The sequence below is a fragment of the Peribacillus sp. NPDC006672 genome (assembly GCF_050274955.1).
In the GTDB taxonomy this organism is placed as follows: Bacteria; Bacillota; Bacilli; order Bacillales; family DSM-1321; genus Peribacillus.
Genome location: NZ_JBNNOR010000003.1, coordinates 181,620 through 205,254, shown reverse-complemented (window position 1 = coordinate 205,254; position 23,635 = coordinate 181,620). Strand labels below are relative to the sequence as shown.

24 protein-coding genes are annotated in these 23,635 nt (G+C 41.4%); 5 read left to right on the top strand and 19 right to left on the bottom strand.

The genetic code is table 11. From position 1 onward, the window contains the following. Positions 1-4: 4 nt before the first annotated feature. From ACQKKK_RS06875 to ACQKKK_RS06800, 16 genes are all read right to left on the bottom strand, one after another. Positions 5-1,519, bottom strand: coding sequence for a flagellar hook-associated protein 2 (locus ACQKKK_RS06875; RefSeq protein ID WP_427615070.1), 1,515 nt, complete (start codon positions 1,517-1,519; stop codon positions 5-7). 15 nt (positions 1,520-1,534) lie between these two features. Next, a complete protein-coding gene (gene flaG / locus ACQKKK_RS06870) occupies positions 1,535-1,897 on the bottom strand; it encodes a flagellar protein FlaG (protein WP_427615068.1) in 363 nt (120 codons plus the stop codon). A gap of 234 nt (positions 1,898-2,131) precedes the next feature. Next, the gene (gene hag / locus ACQKKK_RS06865; protein WP_427615066.1) at positions 2,132-2,962 is read right to left on the bottom strand and encodes a flagellin Hag; all 831 of its coding nucleotides are present in this window, start codon (positions 2,960-2,962) and stop codon (positions 2,132-2,134) included. A 137-nt stretch (positions 2,963-3,099) separates the two neighbouring features. Next, positions 3,100-3,333, bottom strand: a complete 234-nt coding sequence (gene csrA / locus ACQKKK_RS06860) for a carbon storage regulator CsrA (protein WP_056524408.1) — start codon at positions 3,331-3,333, stop codon at positions 3,100-3,102. Further along, positions 3,333-3,776, bottom strand: coding sequence for a flagellar assembly protein FliW (gene fliW / locus ACQKKK_RS06855; protein ID WP_427615300.1), 444 nt, complete (start codon positions 3,774-3,776; stop codon positions 3,333-3,335). The genes csrA and fliW overlap by 1 nt, the downstream gene beginning before the upstream one ends. Positions 3,777-3,784: 8 nt before the next feature. Beyond that, a complete protein-coding gene (locus tag ACQKKK_RS06850; protein ID WP_427615065.1) occupies positions 3,785-4,366 on the bottom strand; it encodes a DUF6470 family protein in 582 nt (193 codons plus the stop codon). Positions 4,367-4,407: 41 nt separating this feature from the next. Further along, a complete protein-coding gene (flgL, locus tag ACQKKK_RS06845) occupies positions 4,408-5,286 on the bottom strand; it encodes a flagellar hook-associated protein FlgL (protein ID WP_427615063.1) in 879 nt (292 codons plus the stop codon). A 16-nt stretch (positions 5,287-5,302) separates the two neighbouring features. Next, positions 5,303-6,862, bottom strand: coding sequence for a flagellar hook-associated protein FlgK (gene flgK / locus ACQKKK_RS06840; protein ID WP_427615062.1), 1,560 nt, complete (start codon positions 6,860-6,862; stop codon positions 5,303-5,305). A gap of 30 nt (positions 6,863-6,892) precedes the next feature. Further along, the gene (locus ACQKKK_RS06835; protein WP_427615060.1) at positions 6,893-7,381 is read right to left on the bottom strand and encodes a flagellar protein FlgN; all 489 of its coding nucleotides are present in this window, start codon (positions 7,379-7,381) and stop codon (positions 6,893-6,895) included. Positions 7,382-7,449: 68 nt separating this feature from the next. After that, on the bottom strand, positions 7,450-7,713 hold the full coding sequence (flgM, locus tag ACQKKK_RS06830) for a flagellar biosynthesis anti-sigma factor FlgM (RefSeq protein WP_410860570.1): 264 nt from the start codon (positions 7,711-7,713) through the stop codon (positions 7,450-7,452). 224 nt (positions 7,714-7,937) lie between these two features. Then, positions 7,938-8,357, bottom strand: coding sequence for a TIGR03826 family flagellar region protein (locus ACQKKK_RS06825; protein ID WP_427615058.1), 420 nt, complete (start codon positions 8,355-8,357; stop codon positions 7,938-7,940). A gap of 97 nt (positions 8,358-8,454) precedes the next feature. Then, complete coding sequence (locus ACQKKK_RS06820) at positions 8,455-9,147, bottom strand: ComF family protein (RefSeq protein ID WP_427615056.1); 693 nt, start codon at positions 9,145-9,147, stop codon at positions 8,455-8,457. Continuing rightward, entirely contained in the window at positions 9,125-10,471 is a 1,347-nt protein-coding gene (locus ACQKKK_RS06815) for a DEAD/DEAH box helicase (RefSeq protein WP_427615055.1), read from the bottom strand. Before ACQKKK_RS06815 ends, ACQKKK_RS06820 begins: the two co-directional genes overlap by 23 nt. A 188-nt stretch (positions 10,472-10,659) precedes the next feature. Next, positions 10,660-11,502 carry a DegV family protein gene (locus ACQKKK_RS06810; protein WP_427615054.1) on the bottom strand — a complete coding sequence of 281 codons (843 nt, stop codon included), beginning with the start codon at positions 11,500-11,502 and terminating at the stop codon, positions 10,660-10,662. A gap of 202 nt (positions 11,503-11,704) precedes the next feature. Beyond that, complete coding sequence (locus ACQKKK_RS06805; protein WP_061465606.1) at positions 11,705-12,388, bottom strand: response regulator; 684 nt, start codon at positions 12,386-12,388, stop codon at positions 11,705-11,707. Positions 12,389-12,420: 32 nt separating this feature from the next. Continuing rightward, a complete protein-coding gene (locus ACQKKK_RS06800) occupies positions 12,421-13,563 on the bottom strand; it encodes a sensor histidine kinase (RefSeq protein ID WP_427615052.1) in 1,143 nt (380 codons plus the stop codon). A gap of 626 nt (positions 13,564-14,189) precedes the next feature. On the opposite strand from ACQKKK_RS06800, the gene ACQKKK_RS06795 reads away from it, so the two are divergent. Both ACQKKK_RS06795 and ACQKKK_RS06790 read left to right on the top strand, forming a co-directional pair. Next, entirely contained in the window at positions 14,190-14,825 is a 636-nt protein-coding gene (locus tag ACQKKK_RS06795) for a YigZ family protein (protein ID WP_427615050.1), read from the top strand. Between the two features lie 178 nt (positions 14,826-15,003). Further along, positions 15,004-16,026, top strand: a complete 1,023-nt coding sequence (locus ACQKKK_RS06790; RefSeq protein ID WP_427615048.1) for an LCP family protein — start codon at positions 15,004-15,006, stop codon at positions 16,024-16,026. Positions 16,027-16,170: 144 nt separating this feature from the next. On the opposite strand, the gene ACQKKK_RS06785 is transcribed toward ACQKKK_RS06790, so the two are convergent. The 3 genes from ACQKKK_RS06785 to ACQKKK_RS06775 form a co-directional block, all read right to left on the bottom strand. Further along, positions 16,171-17,220: a glycosyltransferase family 4 protein gene (locus ACQKKK_RS06785; protein ID WP_427615046.1), complete on the bottom strand. Its 1,050-nt coding sequence runs from the start codon at positions 17,218-17,220 to the stop codon at positions 16,171-16,173. Between the two features lie 76 nt (positions 17,221-17,296). Continuing rightward, on the bottom strand, positions 17,297-18,400 hold the full coding sequence (locus tag ACQKKK_RS06780) for a glycosyltransferase family 4 protein (protein WP_427615044.1): 1,104 nt from the start codon (positions 18,398-18,400) through the stop codon (positions 17,297-17,299). Positions 18,401-18,418: 18 nt separating this feature from the next. Beyond that, positions 18,419-19,162, bottom strand: coding sequence for a WecB/TagA/CpsF family glycosyltransferase (locus ACQKKK_RS06775; RefSeq protein ID WP_427615042.1), 744 nt, complete (start codon positions 19,160-19,162; stop codon positions 18,419-18,421). A 111-nt stretch (positions 19,163-19,273) separates the two neighbouring features. Here ACQKKK_RS06775 and ACQKKK_RS06770 point away from each other — a divergent pair, with 111 nt between their 5' ends. The 3 genes from ACQKKK_RS06770 to ACQKKK_RS06760 are packed head-to-tail and all read left to right on the top strand — an operon-like array spanning position 19,274 to position 23,423. Continuing rightward, complete coding sequence (locus ACQKKK_RS06770) at positions 19,274-20,704, top strand: O-antigen ligase family protein (protein ID WP_427615040.1); 1,431 nt, start codon at positions 19,274-19,276, stop codon at positions 20,702-20,704. 4 nt (positions 20,705-20,708) lie between these two features. Continuing rightward, a complete protein-coding gene (murJ, locus tag ACQKKK_RS06765) occupies positions 20,709-22,232 on the top strand; it encodes a murein biosynthesis integral membrane protein MurJ (protein WP_427615038.1) in 1,524 nt (507 codons plus the stop codon). Between the two features lie 24 nt (positions 22,233-22,256). Then, positions 22,257-23,423: a glycosyltransferase family 4 protein gene (locus tag ACQKKK_RS06760; protein WP_427615037.1), complete on the top strand. Its 1,167-nt coding sequence runs from the start codon at positions 22,257-22,259 to the stop codon at positions 23,421-23,423. Positions 23,424-23,635: the final 212 nt, after the last annotated feature.

The window sequence follows — 23,635 nt, the reverse complement described above, 5'->3', positions numbered from 1 at the left end:
TTGCTTAGCTGAAATACTGAGCTAGGCTGCTGCTTTGACTATTTGCTTTCGAAATCGCTTTCTCCATCGCTGTGAATTGATTATAATAACGGGTTTCTAAAGCCTTCAGCTTGACTTGCCAACTATCAATTTTTGTATTATAACTATTTAAAAGTTTTCCAATCGAAAAGGAATTATTAACGGAAGATGATGACTTACCTGCTTTATCCTGAATATTAGTCATCGCCGATTTTATATCAGCTCTTAACCTTTTGGCTAATCCCATTTCACCCGTTGTTTCTCCTGATTTCATAAACAAATTATAAATTTTGTTTGGATCCTCTGAAATAGCAGCACGCAGTTTTTCTTCGTTAATGGTTAGCTTACCACCTTCAAGATAGTTACTTGTAGTAGTTATTCCAATTTCACTTAATGAGTTGACGGAGTTGCTTCCACCAACAGAGGTATACAGGGAGGTCCGCATTTTCGTAAGGAGACCCGTCAACATAGAATCTCCCCGAAGTGTCCCACTCTTTGCCTTCGTTTCCCACAGTTTAATTTCATCCTCAGTCATGTCTTTCCTTTGTGCCGTAGTCAACGGTTGGTATGCCCGGTACTTTGTTTCATCTGTCTTCGTTTTGATGTTAGCGATAATCTCATTGTACTTGTCAACGAATTGGGTAACCGTATCTAGAACTGATTCTACATCAGATGACGAAGAAAAAGTTACTGGTCCAGATGTAACCTGTTTAAGTGTAATTTCTGCACCGTTAATGGAGAAGGTATTGGAGGAACGCTCGATATCCAGACCGTTAAAGTTTAAGGTTGCATTTTGACCGGCCGTTCCTCTACTCGCTCCAACAGCAGCAATATTATTTTCATCTAAATTGAGAAGATCCGTAAAGAGTGTACCACTCAAACCAATTTCTGCAGTAACACTCGTTCCATCTTCTCTTGTTAAACCATCCGGAACTGCCCCCGTGTTTTTCGCCGTAATCGAAATCTGTTTAGTGTTCTGATCATAAAAAGCGGTAACACCTGAATTAGCATTAATTTTTGTAATTAAACTATTTAACGTATCAGTTTCTTCAATTTTTGTGGTGAAGGTATTTAAAGAACCATCCTTATTAATCGTTTCAATTTTTATTTCTTGTCCAATATAAGCTTCTGGAATGATATCCGTTGCCTTTTCAATTCCAGAAGCACCATTACTGAGCATAGTTGCTGCGGTAGCTAAACTTTTTATAGTTACCGACCCAGAAAAGTCAGCAGTGGAATTTGTATTTTTTACCGAGATGGCATTTGCATCTGAAACCGATACCGTTTTCTTCATAAAAGATTGTTTCATTCCTACGCCATCTCTAATAAGGGTATCTAGCTCCAATAACAACTTATTGATATCGCGATAATCATCTCGCTGCCATTCTGCATATTGTTTCTTTTGTTCTAGGGTATCCAATGGGACACGTGCAGCCTGCATCATACTGCTAACAAGCGCGTCAATATCCATCCCACTCGCTAAACCGTTAATTCTTACCACAGAAACATCACCCACCTATATTTTTTCATCTACCATAATACCGACAAACTCGGTCATCGCTGCATAAAAGTCTAATAATTTCTTTGGAGGAATCTCCCTAATTGTTTCATTAGTTACATCATCCACAACCTTGACATAATACTCGTTCAATTTCTCATGATATTCAAAACGAACTGCTGTATGTGTTGGATTTAGAAACGTATTCAAACTTTCAACTACATCTTGAACCCTTTCTTTTGATGGCTCATTATTGGATTCTGCACTATGTTCTGAATAAGCAACCGTATCGATTTCTCTCTGATAATAAGAACTGATTCCTTCATAGATTGCCGTTCTAAGCTGTGAGGAAAGAATATTAGTTGATAAATTCTCCAACATCTTGCTGCCCCCAATACCCTTTATTTTTATATCGGTATTTACTATTTTATATTTAGTCCTTAATGAATGTGGTTATTAAGAAGATCTAGCAGAAGTTAAATCAAGAAATTTTCAAGAGATAGACACAGGCAGTAAAACTTATTATAAGTACGACCCATAAAACTTTTCCCTCATAAATAGTAAAAGACTCTAGCTAATCTGCTAGAGTCTTCCTATTCATCTTGATTCAAAAAATTAACGAAGTAATTGAAGAACACCTTGTGGCTGTTGATTGGCTTGTGCAAGCATGGCTTGAGCTGCTTGAGAAAGAATAGAGTTTTTAGTTTGTTCCATCATTTCTTTAGCCATATCAACGTCACGTACACGAGATTCTGCAGCAGTCAGGTTTTCAGATGCATTGTTTAAGTTATTAATTGTATGCTCTAAACGGTTTTGATTTGCACCAAGCTTAGAACGAGCAGCAGAGACTGTTTTGATTGCCGCATCAACTAAAGCGATGTCAGTATCAAATTGTCCAGTTGTACCATCAGGAGCAAGTGCGCCTACGCCTAAGTCATCCGCGCTGAATCCTTTACCTGCTTCACCTTCGATTGTCAATTCAAGCGTTTGTGTTGCGTTTGCCCCAATTTGGAAATCGCTTTTGAAACCACCGTCTAATAATTTTTTACCATTAAATTCAGTACGTTCCGAAATACCAGTTAATTCTTTGTTTAATTCCGAGATTTCATCTTTGATTGCTTGAAGATCTTCATCTGCTAAAGTTCCGCCATTACCTGCTTGAACAATTAGTTCACGTTGTCGTTGCAGGATGGAATGAGTTTCACCCAAAGCTCCCTCAGCAGTTTGAATCAATGAAATACCATCTTGAGAGTTACGAGAAGCTTGATCCAATCCACGGATTTGGCCACGCATTTTTTCAGAAATTGAAAGACCTGCTGCATCATCACCTGCACGGTTGATACGAAGACCCGAAGCTAGTTTTTCCATAGATTTAGATTGTGCGTTTGTTGCTGCACCAAGTTGACGATGAGTGTTAAGTGCTGCGATATTATGATTAATAATCATTTTGGTTTCCTCCTTGAGTTTTAAGTTCCCACATCCATGTGGTTTTTTACGATGGATAGTGAATAAGACGCCCGTCTATATCACTACTCATCGTTGTATATGTATTATCGACATGTTTAGAAACATATTTAGAGATTTTAAGATTTTTTCTTGAAATGTTCATATAAATTTTCCAGAATACTGGTTTCTGTTTTAGTAGCTTCATTATTTTCTTGCTGAATAGATAGATAGATTTCTTTTCGATGAATCTCGACATTTTTTGGAGCATTAATACCAAGTTTGATCTGTTCGCCTTCTATAGCTAAGACCGTAATTTCAATATCATTACCTATCATGATCGATTCATTAGATTTTCTAGTTAGAACAAGCATTATTTTTCCTCCTGTTCTACTGAAGGTTCAATAAGAAGATGCTTAGTCATGTAGCCACTTCCATTCATGATAAACTGCTTTCCTGTTTTTTTAGCGCTATTTAAAATGATAGGAGCTTGAAGATTAGCGGTCGTTTTATTGAATGGTTCGTGGATTGTTAGAATCACGAACGTAATGACTTCCTTTTCTGCTTCTATTTGCAAAGTAGATAGTACCTCATCAGTAAGCTTCACTTCATAATCATGAAAAGTATCAAAAGGGTTCAACATGATAAAAGCAACCTCTTTTGTTGTTATAGATTGCAGGACAAAAAAGGGTGTTTCCTCCAAAGCTAGCAAACAAAACTGTTTTTCTTCTAAAAACCCTGGTATCCCGCTTTCAAATGTATAAATGTTTTCTTGCGTTATCTCTATTTCGCCATGAAATTTTGTTTGCCTATTCATATATGTTTTCACTCACCTATCTCATCCGGAAACAAATTAATGAAATCTATATCCAGCGCATTTTTTTGTAGAATTTCCACTTCTACACTCCCTGGTGTGTATGTATGGTTCGGTCTATTGATTTGGGCATCAATATTCGGTTTCTGAGCGGTTGCTTCAATCTCCACCTGGGCAGGCTGATAGTCAAGCTGCACACTGAAATGAGAGGGAATCCAGCCGAGATTGAATTGCTTCTCCGGCCCTTTGCTGTTTTGCCTGGCCTGTTCAGCGAGTGCATTACCGCCCTTTTCAATATGCCTCAGCTCCGTCCCCTGCTGTGACCTTCTTGCCATACCTGCCAGCCAATCCTGATAGCCCTGCTGTGCAAATTCCTCAACTCGCTTGGATAGGCTTTTCAAATCCATATCTTCTCTCGCTTGTGACTGATCGATCGTCAGCTTTCCTGGTGTCGTTTGGATATCCAGGATCGCTTGCGGCTGTTCAATTGATTGGACTGCTGGCTTTTGTTCTATTTGCTGTACAGGCTGTTCTATATTCAATCCGATCTTCATTGAGGTGGATTGTAATCTAATTTGCGGAAACTGCATCATCAACACTCCTTATAGAAAAAAGCTATCCATTTAAGAATAGCTTAACGAAGAAAATCCAATAAACTCGGTTGCATGATTCTTGCTCCGATACTTAATGCAGCACTATGGACACTTTCTTGAGTCGTCAAATCCATGATCGCTTTTTCAATTTCGACATCCTCATTTTTCGAAAGAATATCAGTGGCAAAAACCTCCTGCTGCTTGAGACGATCCGTCATCAGCTCAATCCGATTCTGCCTTGCGCCTACCTGTGCTTGCATGCTTAAGAAAGTATCTATAGTTGCATCAAGTCCTGCCAGCGTTCCACTCACGTCACCGTCATTTTCGAGTGCATCGATTGTTTGGTCGATGCTTCCGCCAGCAGCAAGCGCATCACCAAAAATCTTCGAACCGTCCGTATTGATTTTCAGGGAAATCCCGGAAAACACTTCAAGGTTTATGTCCCCTGTGCCATACACCGTATTTCCATTCGCATCTTTAACGGACGATGGCCTCACATTCGTATCCTGACCGTTGAAAATATATTTCCCGCCAATCTGTGTGTCGCCAAGAGTTATGAGATGTTCTTTTAATTGCTTAATTTCTTCTGATACACTTTCGAACTGTTCTCCATCATAGGTTCCATTACTACCTTGAACGGTTAACTCACGAATCCTTTGAAGAACGGAAACTGCTTCAGAAATGGCATCATCGGTACTGTCAATCCAGTTAGTTGCCTCCGAGATGTTACTGGTATACTGCTGGATTTGATTGAGGTTTGTCCGGTACCCCATTCCCATCATGGCCGCAACAGGGTTATCTGATGGTTTTGAGAATTTCTTTTGAGAGGAAACCTGTTCTTGCAGCTTGGCCATCTTTTCATAGCTGCCGCTTAAATTTCTTAACATATTATTGGTTAGCATCGATTGCGTTACCCGCATGTTTGCTCACTCCCTTTTATCTGCCTACGGTACCCATTCCGTTTATGATTTTATCGAGCATTTCATCCATCATCGTCATCATTCTTGCAGAAGCGTTGTATGCCTGCTGAAATCTGATCATATCGGTCATCTCCTCATCCAAGGATACAGAACTGACAGAGTCTCTATTTTGGTTAACGGATGTAGCAAGCACGACAGAGTTGGAAAGGTTCTTTTGGGCGCTTTGAGAATCCACACCCAGCTTCCCGATGATCCCGGAGTAATAGCTGTCGAAGTTTCCTGTCAATTCGTCAGAGTTTTGGTCTTTAGTCAAGTAATCACTAAATGCCTTCGTTTTCAAGTCAGCCAAGAGCTTAGCATTTTCATTATCCCCGGATGCCCCTCCACTTTTGCCGCCTGCGGCAATTTTTGAGGGATCCTTTATGATCTCACTGTTTACCTTGATGCTTTGTGCAGCGCTCTTACCTGGTTCGATTTCAAAGAAGTTTAATGTTGAAAGATCGCTATCACCTAGGGCATATCCTTGTTTATGAATGGCATTAAACTCATTCACAAAAGCCGTCGCCATATTATCCAGCTTTTTCAGCATATCAGGATAAGATCCCCCGATCGTGCCATCATCCTTTTTATAGCCAAAACTGTTAATCAAACCGGATAGTTCTCCCGAGAATTTGTAATCCGTCAATGTTTTCGAACCAAATTTCACTCCGTCTACCATACCTGTCGTTTTATCATAGCTAACATCAACTTTGGACGTTCCGACCATCCCGGTTTGGTTAACACTGATTAGATTGATAGGCGGCACATAAGACGAACCGTCTTCTTGCATTAATTCGATGTTGTATAGCCCTGTAGCTACATCGCTGGCTCTGCCGTAATCCGTCGGAATGACGTTATTCACTTTAATACTGACTAGTTGCGATAGTTGGTCTACGAGTACATCACGTTGATCATAAAGGTCATTGGGAATATAGCCATGCGGCTCCACTTTACTGATTTGTTGATTTAGTTGATCAATACTGCTAATGAGCGTATTGATTTCGTTCGCTTTGACGTTAATTTGATTCCCGATATCCTTTTGAACGCTTGATAGCGAGTTGTAGTAGTAGTTTAGGGTATCCGCGACCATGACGCCTGTTGAGGCAACGACTTCACGGGCCCCGGAGTTTTCCGTGTTGGCCGTCAGCCCCTGGAGGGAATTCCAGAATTTCTCCATCGTGGCAGCTAATCCGCTATCGGTTGGTTCATTCATGATCCCTTCCATTTTAGACAATGATTCGCTCATGGCACCGTAAAAACCGATTTTATTACTTTGTGTCCTGAATTGTGCATCCAGGAAACTATCCCGGATCCGCTGAACCGTTTCTGCCGCTACCCCTGTCCCGATTTGGCCAGCTACGCGCGGGCTGTTCAATCCGACAGTAGGAAAGCCAGACGTCTGTACCAGGTTGACCCGCTGCCTTGAATATCCTAATGTATTGGCATTTGCCACATTATTTCCTGTCGTGTACAAAGCCCCTTGAGAGGTGGATAATCCGCGCTTTGCCGTTTCAAGTCCCATAAAGGTTGAAATCATTTACTCAAACCTCCATCTTTATTCTGTTTTTCAAACTTTTGAATCAAACATTGCCATGCCGCTTTTTACCGGCTTTTTAACCGAATCCCCATAATTCAAGTTCTGATTCTGCGGTCTCAGCATATCCAAAGAGACATTGATGAATTGAAGGGATTGATAGATTAATTGCTGATTTAAACTGTTCCGCTCCTTCAGCTTAGCCACTTCATCAATCAATTCCGCTTTTAGCCGTTCAAGGATTTCCGTTTCAACTGGTCCTGTCAGTTCCATTACGGCATCGATGGAGGCCTTCTTTCCCACCGTTCCATTTACTGCGAGAAATTCCTTGACTGCCCCTTCTCTTTCCATATCGGTTTGACTGATTGCTTTAATGTGCTTTTGTTCCTGAATCAGCAGGGCAGTAATTGCCTCGGTATCACTTGCTTTCAAAATGGCCGTTTTTCTTATCGCTAATTGATTGAAGCTTTTATGAAGCTTGATCAATTTTTCAAGCGATTCGATGATGTTCCGTGCAGACATTTTGCTGCCTCCTCTGCTCATAAATGAAGGACGGAAAATAGTCCCATCCACTTCATTCAAACTTTAGTTCATTTCCGGTAAAAATCGATGAGTCCCTTAGCCGTTGCCTGCGCATTCAATTTATAATTTCCGTTTTCAACTTGGATTTTCAGTTCGTCCACCTTTGCTTGTCTAGCAGCAGGAATCGGAGATGATTGCTGCATTTCTTTTGCCGCTGAAGAAATTTCAACTTTATCCGAGGCATTGACCTTAGATTCTTTGATATTCCCCGTTTTATTGGCTTGAAGATTATACGGGTTAACACCTGTCATACCAACGTTATTGATTTTCATATTCCAGATCCTCCCCTTCGGTCGATTTTTTAAATCCCATAACAATATGATTCTTCAACAGACCATGAGAAAGCTCTGGACTGTGTTATTCACCCTATTGTTATTATCGACAAAGAATCGATTTCTTTTATTGTTTCTTGTAATCTTTCCTTCGACAACCATTGTCGAATATTGTTCTCAATATCGAATATTTCAACAAATCATGCATGCTATTGCCATGATACCTACCCTTTTTGATTATCCTTCATGTAGTACGTATTTTTTTTATCATTTCCTTGAATTTCAGTTTGGCGCCTTTCCTCACTTTCGAATGCCTGCAAATCCGCAACGAGGGAATCGCTGCATTTGCCGCATAACCTTCCGATATTGATGTGAGTGCCGCACTTTTCACAAGGAATTCCTAGATTGGGAAACTGCGAAATCCTTAGCTTTCCTGTTTTCACAAATTTAATAATTAAAGTTTCTTCAACGCCAGTGTCCTTAACCACTTGCATCATGGACGCCGTTCTATTTATTTTCTTGCGAATATAGGCATACACTTTATCGAATTGGGCTTCTTCTTCTTTATAACAGGCATCGCATACATCACGGAATTTCGTCATATTGAATAACGAATTACAATTTGGACAGTTGAATATTCCCATTGAGTTCCCTCCCTCACCATCACAACGATTATTCTTAGTACTGTATATATCGAATAATACCAGCGATACTTTAGGATGTTTATTAAAATAAGCTATTTCACCTAGCCAGGGTGATGGATGATACCTCTCTGGCCCCAGCCGTTTTTAATGCCTTGGCTGCATGCCTGAGTGTTGTGCCTGTTGTGTAAATGTCATCGATGATCAAAATTGATTTATGCTCCAGTAAATCCATTTGTATGACCTGAAAAACCTGGGGTATTGACATTCTCTCTTGACGTGACTTTTTTGATTGTTTTTCCGTATGGATCCTTGTTAAGGTCTCGGCAGTGTGAAGTCCGAGAAGGACTGCCAAAGCCTGTCCTTGGTTGAATCCCCGTTCTCTAAGCCGTTCATCACTAAGCGGGATGACCGTTACCAGGTCAAACTCCATGTCCTTTAACCTGTCTTTCAAAAAAGGGACGAACACCTCAGCTAATGCATAATCCCCTCGGTATTTATATTTAGCAATAATATCTTTCAAGTATTCATTATAATGAAATAGAGATATGTTCTTGGACAAATAGCCTCCCCATTCCCTATTCCTTTCCCATCTTGAACAATCCAGACAGATGTCACCAGTGCTGTAATTCCCGTCCAGCTCCCTTGAGCACATTGTACATGTTTCCCCGGTTATCCTATTAAGTTTCCCCTCACAGCTTTCGCAAATCACCTTTGCCTCAGCCCTCACCAATAGGCTCCTCCATGTCAATGCTTCCTTCATTCCTTCATCACAAACAAGGCATCTCTTCATCCAGCAGCCCCCTTTTCATGGCATCTTTATTCATCATTTGTATATGGTGAACAGTCTCTACCATCGCTTTACTTTTACCGTAATGAAAAAAGCTGATCGTCCCGGCAGGGTTAGCAAAGCTTCTCCCTACCCGGCCGGCAATCTGAACGAGGGCACTATCTGAAAACACTTTATGTTCAGCACCAATCACCGCTACTTCTAACCGTTCAATTGTCACGCCGCGTTCCAGGATGGTGGTGGTCAATAATCCAGGAACCTTTCCATTCCTTAATGCCATTACTCTTTCTTTTCGGTCAGGGTGCTGTGAGTGGACAATCGATAATTCAGGGGACAGCATTTGAAACAGCGGAAGGGCCTGCTCCATTGCTTGAATGCTTGGGAAAAACAATAGGAAGGGGATATTCTGCTTAAGTCGCTCACTTACCCATCCTTTGATTACGGGAGGAATCTTTTTTTGATGAAATTGTTTTTGCCAGTTGCCGCTCCATTTCATTTCAGGGACAGGGATTGGCTGACGATGATAACGGGCTGGGATTATAACGGCTTTCAATTTGCCGCTTCGATATAGTCGCTGCATTCGTTTCGAAGGTGTGGCGGTCAAGTAGATGGTTGAGGCAGAAAACTTTTTCGATTTATTAACTGCATAATGCAGCGAATCATCAATTGAGTAGGGAAACGCATCGACTTCATCAACAATGATGACATCGAAGGCTTCAATAAAACGGAATAGCTGATGGGTCGTAGAAACAGTTAGTGGCGAAAACGCATGTCGATCTGCACTGCCGCCATAGAGCGCCGTGACTTCAATGGCAGGAAAGGCTTTTTTTAACCTTGGTGAGAGTTCGAGAACGACATCGGTCCGCGGTGTTGTCAAACAAATCCGTTTCCCAGCATGCAAGGCTGCCTCAATCGCTGCAAATAGGACCTCCGTCTTACCGGCACCACATACAGCCCACACAAGGAATTCACCTTTTCCGTTTACCGCCTCAACGACACAGTCGGAGGCATATTGTTGACCTGCAGATAAAGTGCCTTCCCAACTCGACACATTGTCAGGTATCTCAAACTGAAAACCCGGACCGGTCCACCTATATAACTTTGCACATTCACTGACCCTTCCCATCATGATGCATGAGCGGCAGTAAGTACAATCTTGATTGCAAATCTTGCATGGGAACATATAAAACAAAGCTTGATCCTTGTTACCACAGCGAACACAATTAAACAGGCCATTGCTGGATTGCACGCCGCAAGTTTCCGAGACATATCCATTCTTGAGATGCCCTGCGATGAGTTCCTGGGAGAAGGGGATTTCGAAGGCCAAAAGGTGCCTTCCCGTGAGATGGTGCTGAAGTTCCGGAGAAAAAAAGGGGGGAATGACCATATTTTCCAAACTGTAACCTTCTTTCTTAATAAATTATACTCCTCCATATCATTCGCCTTTTACTCTCAGATTCCTTTTTGCTTATAAAAAAAACGCCTTCCTCTTTTTTCGAGGAAAGACGTCCCAGCTTATATTTTATACCAGCCCATTCCCATCGAGCCTTCGCCCAGATGCGTTCCGATTACTGGACCGAAGTAGCTGATGTCGAACTCGACATTAGGGAATCGTGTTTCGAGTTCGGTTTTCCATTCTTTAGCTTCACTTTCTCGCTTTGCATGAATAATGACGGCTTTATACTTCTCTCCGCTTGCCGCATCTTCTCCAAGTAAATCGGCGATTCGTTTCATCGCTTTTTTTCTGGTACGGATTTTTTCAAATGGGACGATGATTTTATCAACAAAATGGAGGACCGGCTTCACTTGAAGCAGACTGCCAATCAATGCCTGGGCACTGCTTAAGCGTCCACCGCGCTGTAAATGGGATAGGTCATCTGCCATGAAGTATGCCCTGACCGATGGTTTCATTTCTTCGAGCCTGGCCATGATCTCTCCTGCAGCCTTACCATCAAGTGCCATCTTAGCCGCCTCGATTACGTAAAACCCCTGGACCATGCAGCTGATTTCCGAATCAAAGGCATGTACCCTAACCCCCTCGACCATTTCACCTGCCGATACCGCTCCTTGAAACGTACCGCTGATACCGCTCGACAAATGAATCGAAATAACATCATCATATTCTTTTTGCAACTCCTCGAACTTTTCGACAAACTGTCCGATTGGAGGCTGAGAAGTGGTCGGCAATTTCTCCTGCCTCTTTACTTCCTCATAAAACTCATCCGCAGCAATGTCCACTTCTTCCCGGTAAGCTTCATTGGAAAAAATGACATTAAGCGGCATCATATGTATATGTAAACGTTCACGAATTTCCTTAGGTATATATGCAGTGCTATCTGTTACGACTGCGGTTTTCATAAATAATACCATCCTTATAAAAATTTACTCTGTATCTTATTCACCATTCTATCTGAAAATGCTTTTATTTGCATTAAATAGCTTTCTTCATTACCGTAAATATGTAAAATTAGTCAAATCGATCCTTTCATTCATCAAAAAGAGCCCGGCCCTTCAGCACGCATTGCGGAAACTGAAGAGCCGGACTTATCGAATGCTTTAATTACTTCACTTCTACCCAGCCATTTTTAATAGCAAGGACAACCGCTTGTGTACGGTCATTCACATTCATCTTCTGAAGAATGTTACTCACATGGTTCTTGACTGTTTTTTCACTGATATATAGAGTTTCACCGATGGCACGGTTGCTTTTTCCGTCAGCTAGAAGTTGAAGTACTTCACATTCGCGTCGAGTCAATAGGTGAAGCGGCCTCCTGATTTCTATTGCATGTACGGAATCACGATCAGCACCCTCTTCGGCTGCCAAGCGGCGATATTCTTTAACTAAATTATGGGTAACCTTCGGATGAAGGTATGAACCGCCTTCAGCAACTACACGAACAGCATCAATCAACGCATCTGCGTCCATTTCCTTCAACAGGTAACCTTGTGCTCCCGTTTTCAATGCGTGCTGTACGTAGTTTTCATCATCATGAATGGAAAGGATGATTACTTTTGTTTCAGGATAACGGTTCACGAGCATTTTTGTTGCTTCGACCCCATTCATATTCGGCATGTTGATATCCATGATAACAACATCCGGTTTATGTGTTTCAACAAGGTCCATAGCTTCGCTTCCGTCATCGCCCTCGGCAACAACATCAAAGGATGATTCAAAATCTAATATACGCTTTACGCCTTCGCGGAAAAGCTGATGGTCATCGATAATGATGATACTAGTCTTCAACGGCTTCTTCCTCCTAGTTTCAATTCTAAAGTTTATAAATGATAGGGAATCTGTATAAACACCAAAGTGCCCGCCCCTGGTTGTGAATCGATCGTCATTTCACCTTCGAGCAGTTCGACTCTCTCCCTCATGCCTACCAAGCCAAATGAACCTTCCTTTTGGATCGAAGAGTCAAACCCTTTTCCATCATCCTTGACGACGACGGTCACCATCTCTTTGGAAATGGACAGTTTAACTTGAACCTGTTTTGGCTCCGCGTGCTTCAATGAATTTTGTACAGCTTCTTGGACCAGCCTGAATAAAGCGACCTCCATATCGGAAGGAAGCCTTTTGACCTGCCCAAGGTTGACGAAATTCAAATGCACGCCAGTATTATAATCTTCGGTCGTTTGCAGGTACTTTCTGAGGGTAGGTACAAGGCCTAGATCATCAAGTGCCATAGGGCGAAGATCATAGATGATTCTGCGCACTTCATATAAAGCATTCCTTACCATGACCTTTAAACTGCGGATTTCAACTAACGCTTCATCAGGACCTCTCTCGCGTTGCACTCGTTCTATCAGATCAGAACGCATCATGACATTCGCCAGCATTTGTGCCGGTCCATCATGAATTTCACGTGAGAGCTTTTTACGTTCCTGCTCCTGGGCTTCGATTATTTTCAAGCCGAAGTCCTGTTTGCGTTTCGCTTCTTGGAGGGCTTCCCCTACAAATTTAAGATCCTGCATCAAATAATTCTGTACAACCGATATTTGCGAGACGAGATGCACCGCTTTATCGATTGTCTGCTGTAAACCCCTTAACCTTAATTCAAGTTCATCCCGGCGATTACGGAGCTCTTTCTCCAATTGCCTGTTTATTTGTAAATCGACTTGCAGCTTATGTGCCCTTTCATAAGCATCTCGTACCTGTTCTTCAGAAAAATGGTTGAAGTGCATACTGACTTCGGAAAGCCTTTTTCGAGCAAACCTGGCTTTTGAATCCAGTGCATCGCTGTCGGTTATCACAATGGCGACCCTAATTTTCACATCATCGAGCTCTTTTGTTAATGATTCAAAGTCCTTTCGGCATTGTTCGCCGATATCAAAGACTTCATCCTTGCTTTCACTAACAGTGCTCACCATTGTTTCTAAGATCTTGTCCAATGCTTTAGCATCAACCTTTTTTATGGGCATTAAGATCCCTCCACTTAAATCAAAAGACTTAAACAATTTCTTGTCTTAAAGACTATGTATATGGAAAAAAAGTTCTTTTTCCTTTTTCATGAATGGTTAATTTTCAGGAAACCTTTGTATGAAGTAACCTTCATGAACATATTGTACCAAAAAAATGATAAAAATACGTTATTTTCCTTATATGATTTTCTCAAATGTACAATAAATATCCATCTCATATTATCGGATATTAGGGATAATGTAATCGTCACATATCAAAGGCAGAAAGCCATTTCCATTATCCCAATACAATTATCCTTTTCTATCAAATGGGATATTCCGCTCCATTGATTATCATATGAAACAGATGCATTTATTAAATGGCAAAATCCTTGAAATGAGAGGACACGTTAAGGACAAGGCAAGATTATGGCACAGAACTCATGTTTTTCCTACAATGTTATTCTTTTAAGCATATATGACTAGCTAATAACAATAGCAGGCAATAGAATTAATTATAACACGTACAGCTTTTACTTATATTAAAGTTTCTTTACACATACGGAATGAAAAAGAATCGACATTGCCACTTTTTAAGCAAAGCCTTATAATGAATCAACTAATAGGAAGTACGAAGGTGGAATAGTATGCTCACTCAATATTTAACGGTGACAGGTCGCGGCGAACATGAAATCGTCATTGAAAAATCCCGTTTTATTTCCCACATCGCCCGGGTCGAAACCGAAGAAGCCGCACAGGCCTTTATCCAGGAAATCAAGAAAAAGCATAAAGATGCAACACATAATTGTTCAGCCTATATGATAGGGGAACAAAATCAAATCCAAAAAGCCCTTGACGATGGAGAACCAAGCGGTACAGCAGGCGTCCCTATTCTTGAAGTTCTAAAGAAAAAAGAACTGAAAGACACCGCCGTTGTGGTTACACGGTATTTTGGTGGCATCAAACTTGGTGCTGGAGGTCTCATTCGCGCTTACAGCAAAGCTACTTCAGAAGGAATAAATACCACTGGAGTAGTCATTAGAAAATTAATGCGGGTCATTTCGACAACCGTCGACTATACCTGGCTTGGAAAATTGGAAAATGAACTGCGATCTTCGATTTATCAAATAAAGGAAATCCAGTACCTTGATCAGGTCGATATCCAAGTATATGTTGAAGAAAAACAAAAAGAGGTATATACCGCCTGGATGACAGAGCTGACAAATGGTCAAGGCCAAATCACAGAAGCCGAAATGCTTTATTTGGAACAGGAATTCGCTTGATTTTCTCCTGCATATTTTTCCTTTTTCATGCTGTAATATAATTGAAAAGAAATATTTATTTTACGAAATTATTAAATCATTGTAAAATTAAGATTAATATATGACGAAATATATATTGCAGGATTCGAAAAATAGCGATTTATGTCTGATGTTCGCTATTTAAAAGGAGAAGAAAAAGATGTCTACTACTAGGCGTGTCTATAAAATTAAAAAAACGAAGAAAAAAAAGCGGAAGAGGCTCTGGTTATTGCTTGTTCCCCTGCTGGTACTTGGTCTAGGGGCCACTACCTATGCTGCAACTCTATATATGAAAGCCCAGAATGTATTCAATAATTCCTATGACCCGGTTGAAGCTTCGGCTAAGCGGAGTGATACGGTAGACCCGCTCGAAGATAATTTCTCGATTCTTTTCATAGGGATCGATGATAGTGATGAACGTGACTATAAAGGAAACTCACGCTCGGATGCTTTAATCTTGGCTACATTCAATAAAGATCAGAAATCCATAAAACTTTTAAGCATTCCCCGTGATTCTTATGTGTACGTTCCAGCCAAAGGCGTAACCACGAAAATCAACGCGGCTCATGCTGCAGGTGGACCAAAAGCAACGATGGACACAGTTGAGGAGTTACTCGATATCCCTGTCGATTATTATGTCCGCATGAACTTCAATGCTTTCATCGATGTCGTGGATTCATTGGATGGAATCGAAGTCGACGTACCTTATGAAATGAATGAAATGGATTCACATGATAAGAAGAACGCCATCCATCTTGAAAAAGGATTACAGACTGTTGATGGTGAAGAAGCATTAGCCTTTGCAAGGACACGTAAAAAGGACAGTGATATCCAACGTGGTGAGCGTCAACAGGAAGTCCTTAAAGCCATCATCGCCAAAGCAACTTCTGCTGGGTCCTTAACGAAATATACAGACGTAATGGAAGCTGTCGGTGACAATATGACGACGAACCTACAATTCTCACAAATGAAGGGTTTCATAAAATATGTGACTACCGATAAGGGACTTGATCTTGAAACCATCAAACTTGAAGGTCAGGATTCTACCATTAGCGGAACCTATTATTATCAACTGAACGATACATCAGTAGCGAACACTAAGCTGCTACTTCAATCCCACTTGAACCTGGGACCAAAAGAAAGCAATCCAACTGAAGCCGTTCAATCACAAATACAAGAATAACGTGAAAAACCCCACTCGTCATGACGTGGGGTTTTCCTTTTTTCATGAATTAGTCAGGAATCAATGCCAAAAAAGCCTCCAACCGTTTATAGTAACGTTGGAGGCTTTTCACCTATTCAAATCTATTAATCTATCTGAAAAGCATCATGGCTTGTTTTTAAAGTTGAGCATCTTCAGCAAAGGTTGATAGTTTGAATTGACCAAACCAATTTTCTCCACAAAAATCTCAATGATCAGCAGGAGTCCCGTTACAAGGATCAAAGCTCCCCACATCGTTGCAAATGAAAAGATTATCGCCGCTAAGCCGAAGCAAGCAGCTAAAGCGTAAATGAGCAAGACAGTCTGCTTATGAGTGAATCCCAAATTTATCAAACAGTGATGTAAATGGGATTTATCAGCAGCCGAAATCGGCTGTTTATTGACGAGCCTGCGGATAATCGCGAAAAATGTATCCGAAATGGGAACACCCAGGATGATGATCGGTACAATCAAGGAAATCATCGTAACGTTTTTAAATCCTAGCAGGGACAGGACAGCAATGATGTAACCTAAGAATAAGGCACCTGTATCTCCCATGAAAATCTTTGCCGGATGAAAGTTATATTTCAAAAAGCCAAGAGTGCTTCCAATCACAATCAATGCGACCATGGCAACGAATAGATCTCCTTTGATAAGGGCCATTGTTGCAATTGTCACTAATGCGATTGTCGAGACACCGCCTGCAAGACCATCCAGCCCATCTATTAGGTTGATTGCATTAATGATGCTGACAATCCACAAAATGGTGATCGGTATACTTAAAACACCAAATTCAAGTGTATCGGTAATGAACGGCAAATTGATGAACTCCACTTGAAGACCGCCCCATAATACGATAATGAGGGCAGCCAAAACCTGGCCAAGGAATTTGGGTGCAGCTCTTAATTCATATATATCATCAGCCATTCCGATCAAAATGATGACAAGCGCTCCAACCAGAAGGGGCAATTGTTCCCAAAAATCATTCGTAAAAAGTAAAAAGGTAATGAAAAAACTCAAAAATATAGCTAAACCGCCCATGCGCGGCATAATTTTACTATGCACTTTTCGCTCATTCGGTTTATCGGTAGCTCCTAATTTAAAGGCCAGCTTTCCGACAAAAGGAGTCAGAAAAATGGATAATAAAAAGGCTACCAACAAGGCCCCTATTAACATCAAGAACCACCTCAATTCTACTAAAAATCTAATACCCGTAACGATCTATAAGAAAACCTATATATAAATGCTTATTTTAATTTTTCATCCTCAAATAAACATTATATACGTTTTTGGCTAAAATCTCTATAGAAAAGTTGTTTTTTGCAAATATTTGTAAATTCATCCCTATCTTTGTCAGGTCCCCGGATTTTTTTAATTCTAAAGCATTGCAGATCGCCAATTTCAGTTGATCGACATTGCCTATATCCGTAATCCAGCCCTTGCCCCCATCCGGAATCAATTCCTTTATACCGCCAACATCACTCGTGATAGCCGGAAGACCAGACCTTGCTCCTTCAAGTAAAACCAGTGGAAAGCTTTCGCTTAAGGAAGTCAATAATGTGACGTCCCCCATTGGGTAAATTCTTTCTAAATCTTCACGATACCCCAAAAAGAACACGTGATTGGATAATCCCTTTTCCGAGACCATCTCTTCCAGAGCAGTTCTCCTGCTCCCGTCCCCTGCAAGCAACAGCTTTACATGTGGGAATTCCGATACCACTTCACTTAATGCCGCTAAAGCAAATTCATGACCTTTCACCGGTTCAAGCCTTGCAGGCATGATGATGATGAAATCATCTGCCCCAAACCCAAAATCATCTCTTTGAAAGGGGAAAGGCAATTCCTTTTCAAAGTCGATTCCGTTTAGGATCTTTGTTATTTTTGACGAATGGATTCCTTGGTCAATCAAGTCCTGCTTAAAGCGGTCGGAAACTGCCAGTATATGATCGGCATATTGAAATGACCTTACATGAAGGCCCGTAAACACTTTTCCTTTTACACCCTGGCCTAAAAAGTCATGATGTGGTGAACTGTGAACAGTAAGGAGCCAAGGACGTTTAATGAAGCGCTTTAAAAAAGCACCATATATATTCGCCCGCGGGCCATGGGTATGGATGATGTCTATATTATTTAGACGGATAAAGTCCCGTAAAGGTTTCAAAATTGAAAGGTCAAATTTGGAATGTTGCTTGAAAAGTTCGGTTTGTATCCCGGAAGACATGGCCCGCCGGTAAAGTTCACCATCTTCAAATACACCAAGCAAGCACTCCTCTTTATTCAATTGGTTCAGTAAGGACATAATATGAAACATACCGCCGCCAGTTTCATTACCAGCGTTTAAGTGCAAGATTCTCATCCAGTCCACTCCTTATGTTCAGGAACGCTGCACCGTTTTCCTTAACCGTCTAACCTTGAATACGAATCTTGGCAAAGCAAGCATCCGTTTCCACCGTGAAGGTTGCTGGATCAGTCGGTACAACCATTCAAGACGCATCTTCTGCCAGAAAACCGGGGCACGGTTCACCTTTCCTGCAAGAACATCAAAGCTTCCCCCAACTCCCATGAAGACCCCTTTTTTAAATAGCGGATAATGCCTGGAAACCCATTTTTCCTGCCTAGGAAACCCTAATGCTGTCAAAATGATGTCAGGTTCAAGTTCCGCTATGGACTTAGCCAGGCTATCGTCCTTAATATCGATGTAACCATGGTTGTATCCCACCAACTCGAGGCCAGGGTATAGCTCTTTCGCTTTAAGGGCCGCTGCTTCAATAACGTGTTCCTCCGCTCCAAGCAGATATACCTTCAACGCTTTTTCATCAGCAACCCGGAATAATTCATTCATCAAGTCGAATCCTGTAATCCGCTCTTGTAAAGGTTGATTTAGCCATTTAGAGGCCATAATAATACCAATGCCATCCGGAGTGATGTAATCAGCCGATATAATGATGTCCTTATAATCCTGATGTTCATTTGCATACTCAACTATTTCTGGATTTGCCGTAACGACAAACGTTTTTTCCTGATTCATTAATCTTGGATAGATCATTCCATTCATGAATTCATCCATATTGCTATCGATGAATGGTATGGATAGTATCTCAACAAACTTTTCTGTCATTTCACTTCAGCCTTTCATATGTACTATACATCTAAAGGGTGGGGTATTATTCAAGAAATTTTTTCATACACATCATAGAACGTGATTTTCGATTCAAAGGTGGTTAATCATTTGAAATTTATAGAAAAACAATCGTTATTCATTCTAATCATGTGCCTGCTCGTCCCATTAGCAGTGCCTCACCCTATCACCGGTTACATGGCAACGGTGTTGATGCTCGTTTTTATCGGTATAAATAAAAAAAACCTGTTATTAATTTTATTCATTTACTTCCCTGCCCGTCCCTTATTGATGGAACTGAATAGCGGTTTAACCTATACAGGTGACCTGATCATCCTCACCTTGTTCATTTCTTTGCTTATGGAAAATTTCAAAAAGTACGAATGGCAGATTTCTAAATATCATTTTACTGTACCATTTTGGTTGTTTTGTTTAGTTGGTGCCGTAGCTGGACTCCTAAACGGAGTGGGGATCCTCCCCATCCTATTCGAACTCCGGGCATTACTTGTTACATTCTTGCTTCTTTACATTATCGGTGAATTAAATCTAGAAAGAAAGGATATCTTTCGCTTTTTGAAGGTAATCCTAATATTTACAATCTTTCTTTGCCTGCATGGCATATTGGAGAAAATCTTTTCGCGGACGATCCTGCTGCCCCATGAATGGGAAATGTGGAACCTTTCTCCAACTAACCGTATGAGGATTTATGGAGCACCTGCCAACCCTAATGTATTTGCCTTATTCTTAAGCATGCAGTTATTCCTTAGTTTTTTTCTATTTCAGTCGCTGAAAAAATATAAACCCATCGTCTTTCTAGCGTCCATCTTACTTTCTGGTACGTTACTGCTCACCTATTCAAGGGGAACGATGATTGCATTTGGATTCGCGGCGCTTGTCTTTATAGTTTGGACTAGAAATAAATCATTTCTCAAATATGCTGTAGGCGCATTCGGTCTCGGCCTGCTTCTGATTTATTACCCTGTTCTATTCGCTTCAGATAAAGTGGAGGTATCGGCATCGGTTCCTATGGAAAATATGACCATTGGCAGCACCCCCACTTCTGAACACGAACATGCCCTTTCCAATCGTTTTTCTGAAATGTTCTCTGATACGACTCTTCATCAAAGTACAGAATGGGGCCGGTTATATGTCCTATTCAAGGGACTTGAAATTTTCAAAGATCATCCCATAATTGGTACAGGGCTAGCAACCTTCGGAGATTCTGCCACCCTTTCCTTTTCCTCACCAATCTATCAGGAATACCAAATTGGTGAAAGGATGTATACCGATAATCAATATATCCAAATTCTTGTTCAAACCGGGGTGCTTGGTTTTCTCGCGGTACTTGCATTCATTCTTTTTACCTACCGTAAAATTATTAAATCGAGAAATGGCACCTTAGCGGTATTTACTATCTGCCTGATGTTAGCAGCATTGCTAGCAGGGCTTTTTTACAATATTCTAGAAGATAAAACGTTTACACTATTTTTTTATAGTTGTTTAGGTTTCTGTTTACAAAAGGACATCATTTTAAAGGATTGAAAATATGCCTAATCTTTCACATGTAATTAAATCGGTCGGGCTAGTCACTATTATTGCAGCCATTGGAAAAGTCCTCGGATTCGGGCGGGAATCGATCATTGCCGCCTATTTCGGTGCATCGTCTATGGCAGATGTTTTTTTCGTGGCAAGCCTCATACCAACCATTTTATTTACGGCTCTCGGCAGCGGTCTTCAGGCCGGCGTCATCCCCATTTACTTGGAAAAGAAGGCGAATAACCCTTTGAAAGCTGATGAATTCATCAGTGTTTTAGGTTCCTTCTTTATGCTGGTAGCCGGATTCATCACCATTGCCTGCATGATTTTCACAAAGCCGCTCGTTATATTGGTAGCCCCCGGTTTCTCTGATTCAGAGCTTGCTCTGACGGAGTCCCTGACCAGGATTATGCTGCCAAGTTTACTATTTTTCACGCTTTCATACATGGCGACGGGAGTCCTGAATGCGAATAAGCGTTTTATTCTTCCAGCACTCACTTCGACTGCACAAAACACGGTCATAATAGCAGCCACCGTTTTATTCGCTGCTCCCTTTGGGGTCGAAGGGCTGGCTTGGGGATTTGTGTTCGGTGCAGCCAGTCAGTTCCTTATTCAATACCCATCATTAAAGAGGTTCGGAATCCGGCCCATCGTCTCTTTCCTGCCTCATAAAAGGCAGATCGTTCAAACACTGTACACCTTTTACCCTATCATCATCGCCGCTTTGGCGATCCAATTGAATAGTGTCGTCGATCGGATCATTGCCACCTCGCTCGAAACCGGAAGCGTATCAGCCCTGAACTATGCGAATCGGCTGCTGTGGCTGCCATTAAGCATTGTCCTCACGCCGTTGATTACCGTATTGTATCCTTCAATCGTCGAGCGGGCACTTATAGGCTATCAATCTTTCCTTAATTTGACCTTAAAAGGGCTGAAGTCACTTCTATTTTTAGCCATTCCTTTCATGATCGTCATGTTAATCAGCGGAAACAGCTTAATCACTCTGGCTTTCCAACGCGGGGCTTTCGATACTTCAGCAACCGAGGTGACTTATAGGGCATTCATCTTTTATTCCGCTTGCCTCCCATTCTTTGCACTAAGGGATTATTTGATGAACGCCTTCTACGCCTTAAAGAAAACAAAAGTGGCCATGTATTCCTGCCTGTTCGCCGTATTGCTTAATGTCCTGCTCAGCTGGGTCCTATCACGTTATCTTGGTGTCGGCGGAATTGCTTTAGCATCGGGCATTTCCATGCTCCTGCAATCTCTCTACCTTTTCTGCTACCTATGGTTAAAGACAGAAAGAACGGACAAGGTCGCTTTCAGGGATGTTTTTCAGGAATGCAGCAAGCTTGCCATCATCGGAACCATCATATTCGGACTTGCGCTCTGGATCCATCCGCTTACCGAAACGTTGCCCATCATTATGGAATTAGTGATCATCTCGCTTTTGGTATTCGGATTATATTTCGCATTATCCATGCTTTTTAAAGTAAGCAGCCTACAAGCAATGAGAAGGATCAGGTCAAAGTAATACATTAGAAGAAGGAGTGCCAATATGAACATTTTAATCACAACGATTTTCAACTACCCTCATGAAGGAGGGCTATCGAGTCATATCACTACGTTAAAAAAGGGGTTAATGTCGCGGGGCCATAATGTGGACATATTATCTTTCTCTCAATTACCAACTTTCAAGAGGAAGATGCTCGCCCAGGCTCCAGGATTTTTATTAAATAAAGTAAAACAGGGGAGCGGTCAGCTTTTCAATGACAAACAGCGCCAAAAGTTATTGGCTTCATCTATTAAAAGCTTGAAAAAGGACTATGATGTCATTAATGCCCAAGACATTTTCGCCACGCTTGCCTCCATTGAATCCGGGATTCCAACGGTGCAAACTGTCCATGGGTATTTTTCATTCGAAGCAGTCAGCAGGGGCGCCCTTCTTCCGGATAGTGAAGAAGATTTAATCATTCGGGAGCTTGAAAGAAAAGCCTATCAGTCTGCTGCAAAAGTTGTGACGGTCGATCAAAGGATCAAAGACTATATAAATCATTTGGCACACATAGAGGCGGAAACGATCAAGAACTTCATTGACGTGTCAGCTTTCAAACCGGAAACGGAAAAGCGGAAGCAAACCCGTCAGGATTTTCAAATTCCCCTACATAAAAAGATGCTTTTCGTCCCTAGAAGAATGACTGAAAAGAACGGTGTCATCTATCCGCTCCTTGCACTGCCGGAGGTGCTGGAAAATCATCAGGAAACGGTATTGGTCTTTGCAGGTACAGGAGAACAGCGAACCCGGCTTGAGGAAACGACAGCACGACTCAAATTATCCGATTCCGTACTTTTCCTGGGTTCAGTGCCTTTCGAGAAAATGCATAGCCTCTATGAAGCATCGGATATCGTACTCATCCCAAGTGTTCATTCCCACGGGGTGGAAGAAGCGACTTCCATATCTGCATTAGAAGCGATGAGCTGCCGCTCACCCGTCATTGCAAGTGCAATCGGGGGTTTAAAGGAGATTCTCATTGATGGTGAAGATGGACTGTTAGTTGAGGAAAAAAATATAGAAGCACTTGCACAAGCGATCTCCATTCTGCTTAATGACACTGAATACGCAACAAAGTTAGCTGCGAAAGCAAGATATAAAATGGAAAGCGAATACTCCCACCTTACAGCCGCCGAGCGGTTTGAGAAAGCTTATGATGAAGTGCTTAACTAAAAAAAAGCAGACCCGAAGCCCGGGTCTGCTCAGACTGTTGGGGCTGTCTCATAAGTCCTTTTTAAAGTAAAATAGCGCAAAATTGAAGAGGCAGAAATGTTGTTAAATCAACGTTTCTGCCTTTCAGTATTTACTCAATTTCGGCTTAAGTACACCTTTTGGGACAGCCCCTACATTTTTTTTATGGTTTGTACAATTTGAAAGTTGATTGG

Excerpts from the sequence above, each read along its gene's own strand:
- flaG (WP_427615068.1), bottom strand. The coding sequence starts at position 1,897 with ATGTTGGAGAATTTATCAACTAATATTCTTTCCTCACAGCTTAGAACG.
- hag (WP_427615066.1), bottom strand. The coding sequence starts at position 2,962 with ATGATTATTAATCATAATATCGCAGCACTTAACACTCATCGTCAACTT.
- csrA (WP_056524408.1), bottom strand. The coding sequence starts at position 3,333 with ATGCTTGTTCTAACTAGAAAATCTAATGAATCGATCATGATAGGTAAT.
- fliW (WP_427615300.1), bottom strand. The coding sequence starts at position 3,776 with ATGAATAGGCAAACAAAATTTCATGGCGAAATAGAGATAACGCAAGAA.
- ACQKKK_RS06850 (WP_427615065.1), bottom strand. The coding sequence starts at position 4,366 with ATGATGCAGTTTCCGCAAATTAGATTACAATCCACCTCAATGAAGATC.
- flgL (WP_427615063.1), bottom strand. The coding sequence starts at position 5,286 with ATGCGGGTAACGCAATCGATGCTAACCAATAATATGTTAAGAAATTTA.
- flgK (WP_427615062.1), bottom strand. The coding sequence starts at position 6,862 with ATGATTTCAACCTTTATGGGACTTGAAACGGCAAAGCGCGGATTATCC.
- ACQKKK_RS06835 (WP_427615060.1), bottom strand. The coding sequence starts at position 7,381 with ATGTCTGCACGGAACATCATCGAATCGCTTGAAAAATTGATCAAGCTT.
- flgM (WP_410860570.1), bottom strand. The coding sequence starts at position 7,713 with ATGAAAATCAATAACGTTGGTATGACAGGTGTTAACCCGTATAATCTT.
- ACQKKK_RS06825 (WP_427615058.1), bottom strand. The coding sequence starts at position 8,357 with ATGGGAATATTCAACTGTCCAAATTGTAATTCGTTATTCAATATGACG.
- ACQKKK_RS06820 (WP_427615056.1), bottom strand. The coding sequence starts at position 9,147 with ATGAAGAGATGCCTTGTTTGTGATGAAGGAATGAAGGAAGCATTGACA.
- ACQKKK_RS06810 (WP_427615054.1), bottom strand. The coding sequence starts at position 11,502 with ATGAAAACCGCAGTCGTAACAGATAGCACTGCATATATACCTAAGGAA.
- ACQKKK_RS06800 (WP_427615052.1), bottom strand. The coding sequence starts at position 13,563 with ATGCCCATAAAAAAGGTTGATGCTAAAGCATTGGACAAGATCTTAGAA.
- ACQKKK_RS06795 (WP_427615050.1), top strand. The coding sequence starts at position 14,190 with ATGCTCACTCAATATTTAACGGTGACAGGTCGCGGCGAACATGAAATC.
- ACQKKK_RS06790 (WP_427615048.1), top strand. The coding sequence starts at position 15,004 with ATGTCTACTACTAGGCGTGTCTATAAAATTAAAAAAACGAAGAAAAAA.
- ACQKKK_RS06785 (WP_427615046.1), bottom strand. The coding sequence starts at position 17,220 with ATGTTAATAGGGGCCTTGTTGGTAGCCTTTTTATTATCCATTTTTCTG.
- ACQKKK_RS06780 (WP_427615044.1), bottom strand. The coding sequence starts at position 18,400 with ATGAGAATCTTGCACTTAAACGCTGGTAATGAAACTGGCGGCGGTATG.
- ACQKKK_RS06775 (WP_427615042.1), bottom strand. The coding sequence starts at position 19,162 with ATGACAGAAAAGTTTGTTGAGATACTATCCATACCATTCATCGATAGC.
- murJ (WP_427615038.1), top strand. The coding sequence starts at position 20,709 with ATGCCTAATCTTTCACATGTAATTAAATCGGTCGGGCTAGTCACTATT.
- ACQKKK_RS06760 (WP_427615037.1), top strand. The coding sequence starts at position 22,257 with ATGAACATTTTAATCACAACGATTTTCAACTACCCTCATGAAGGAGGG.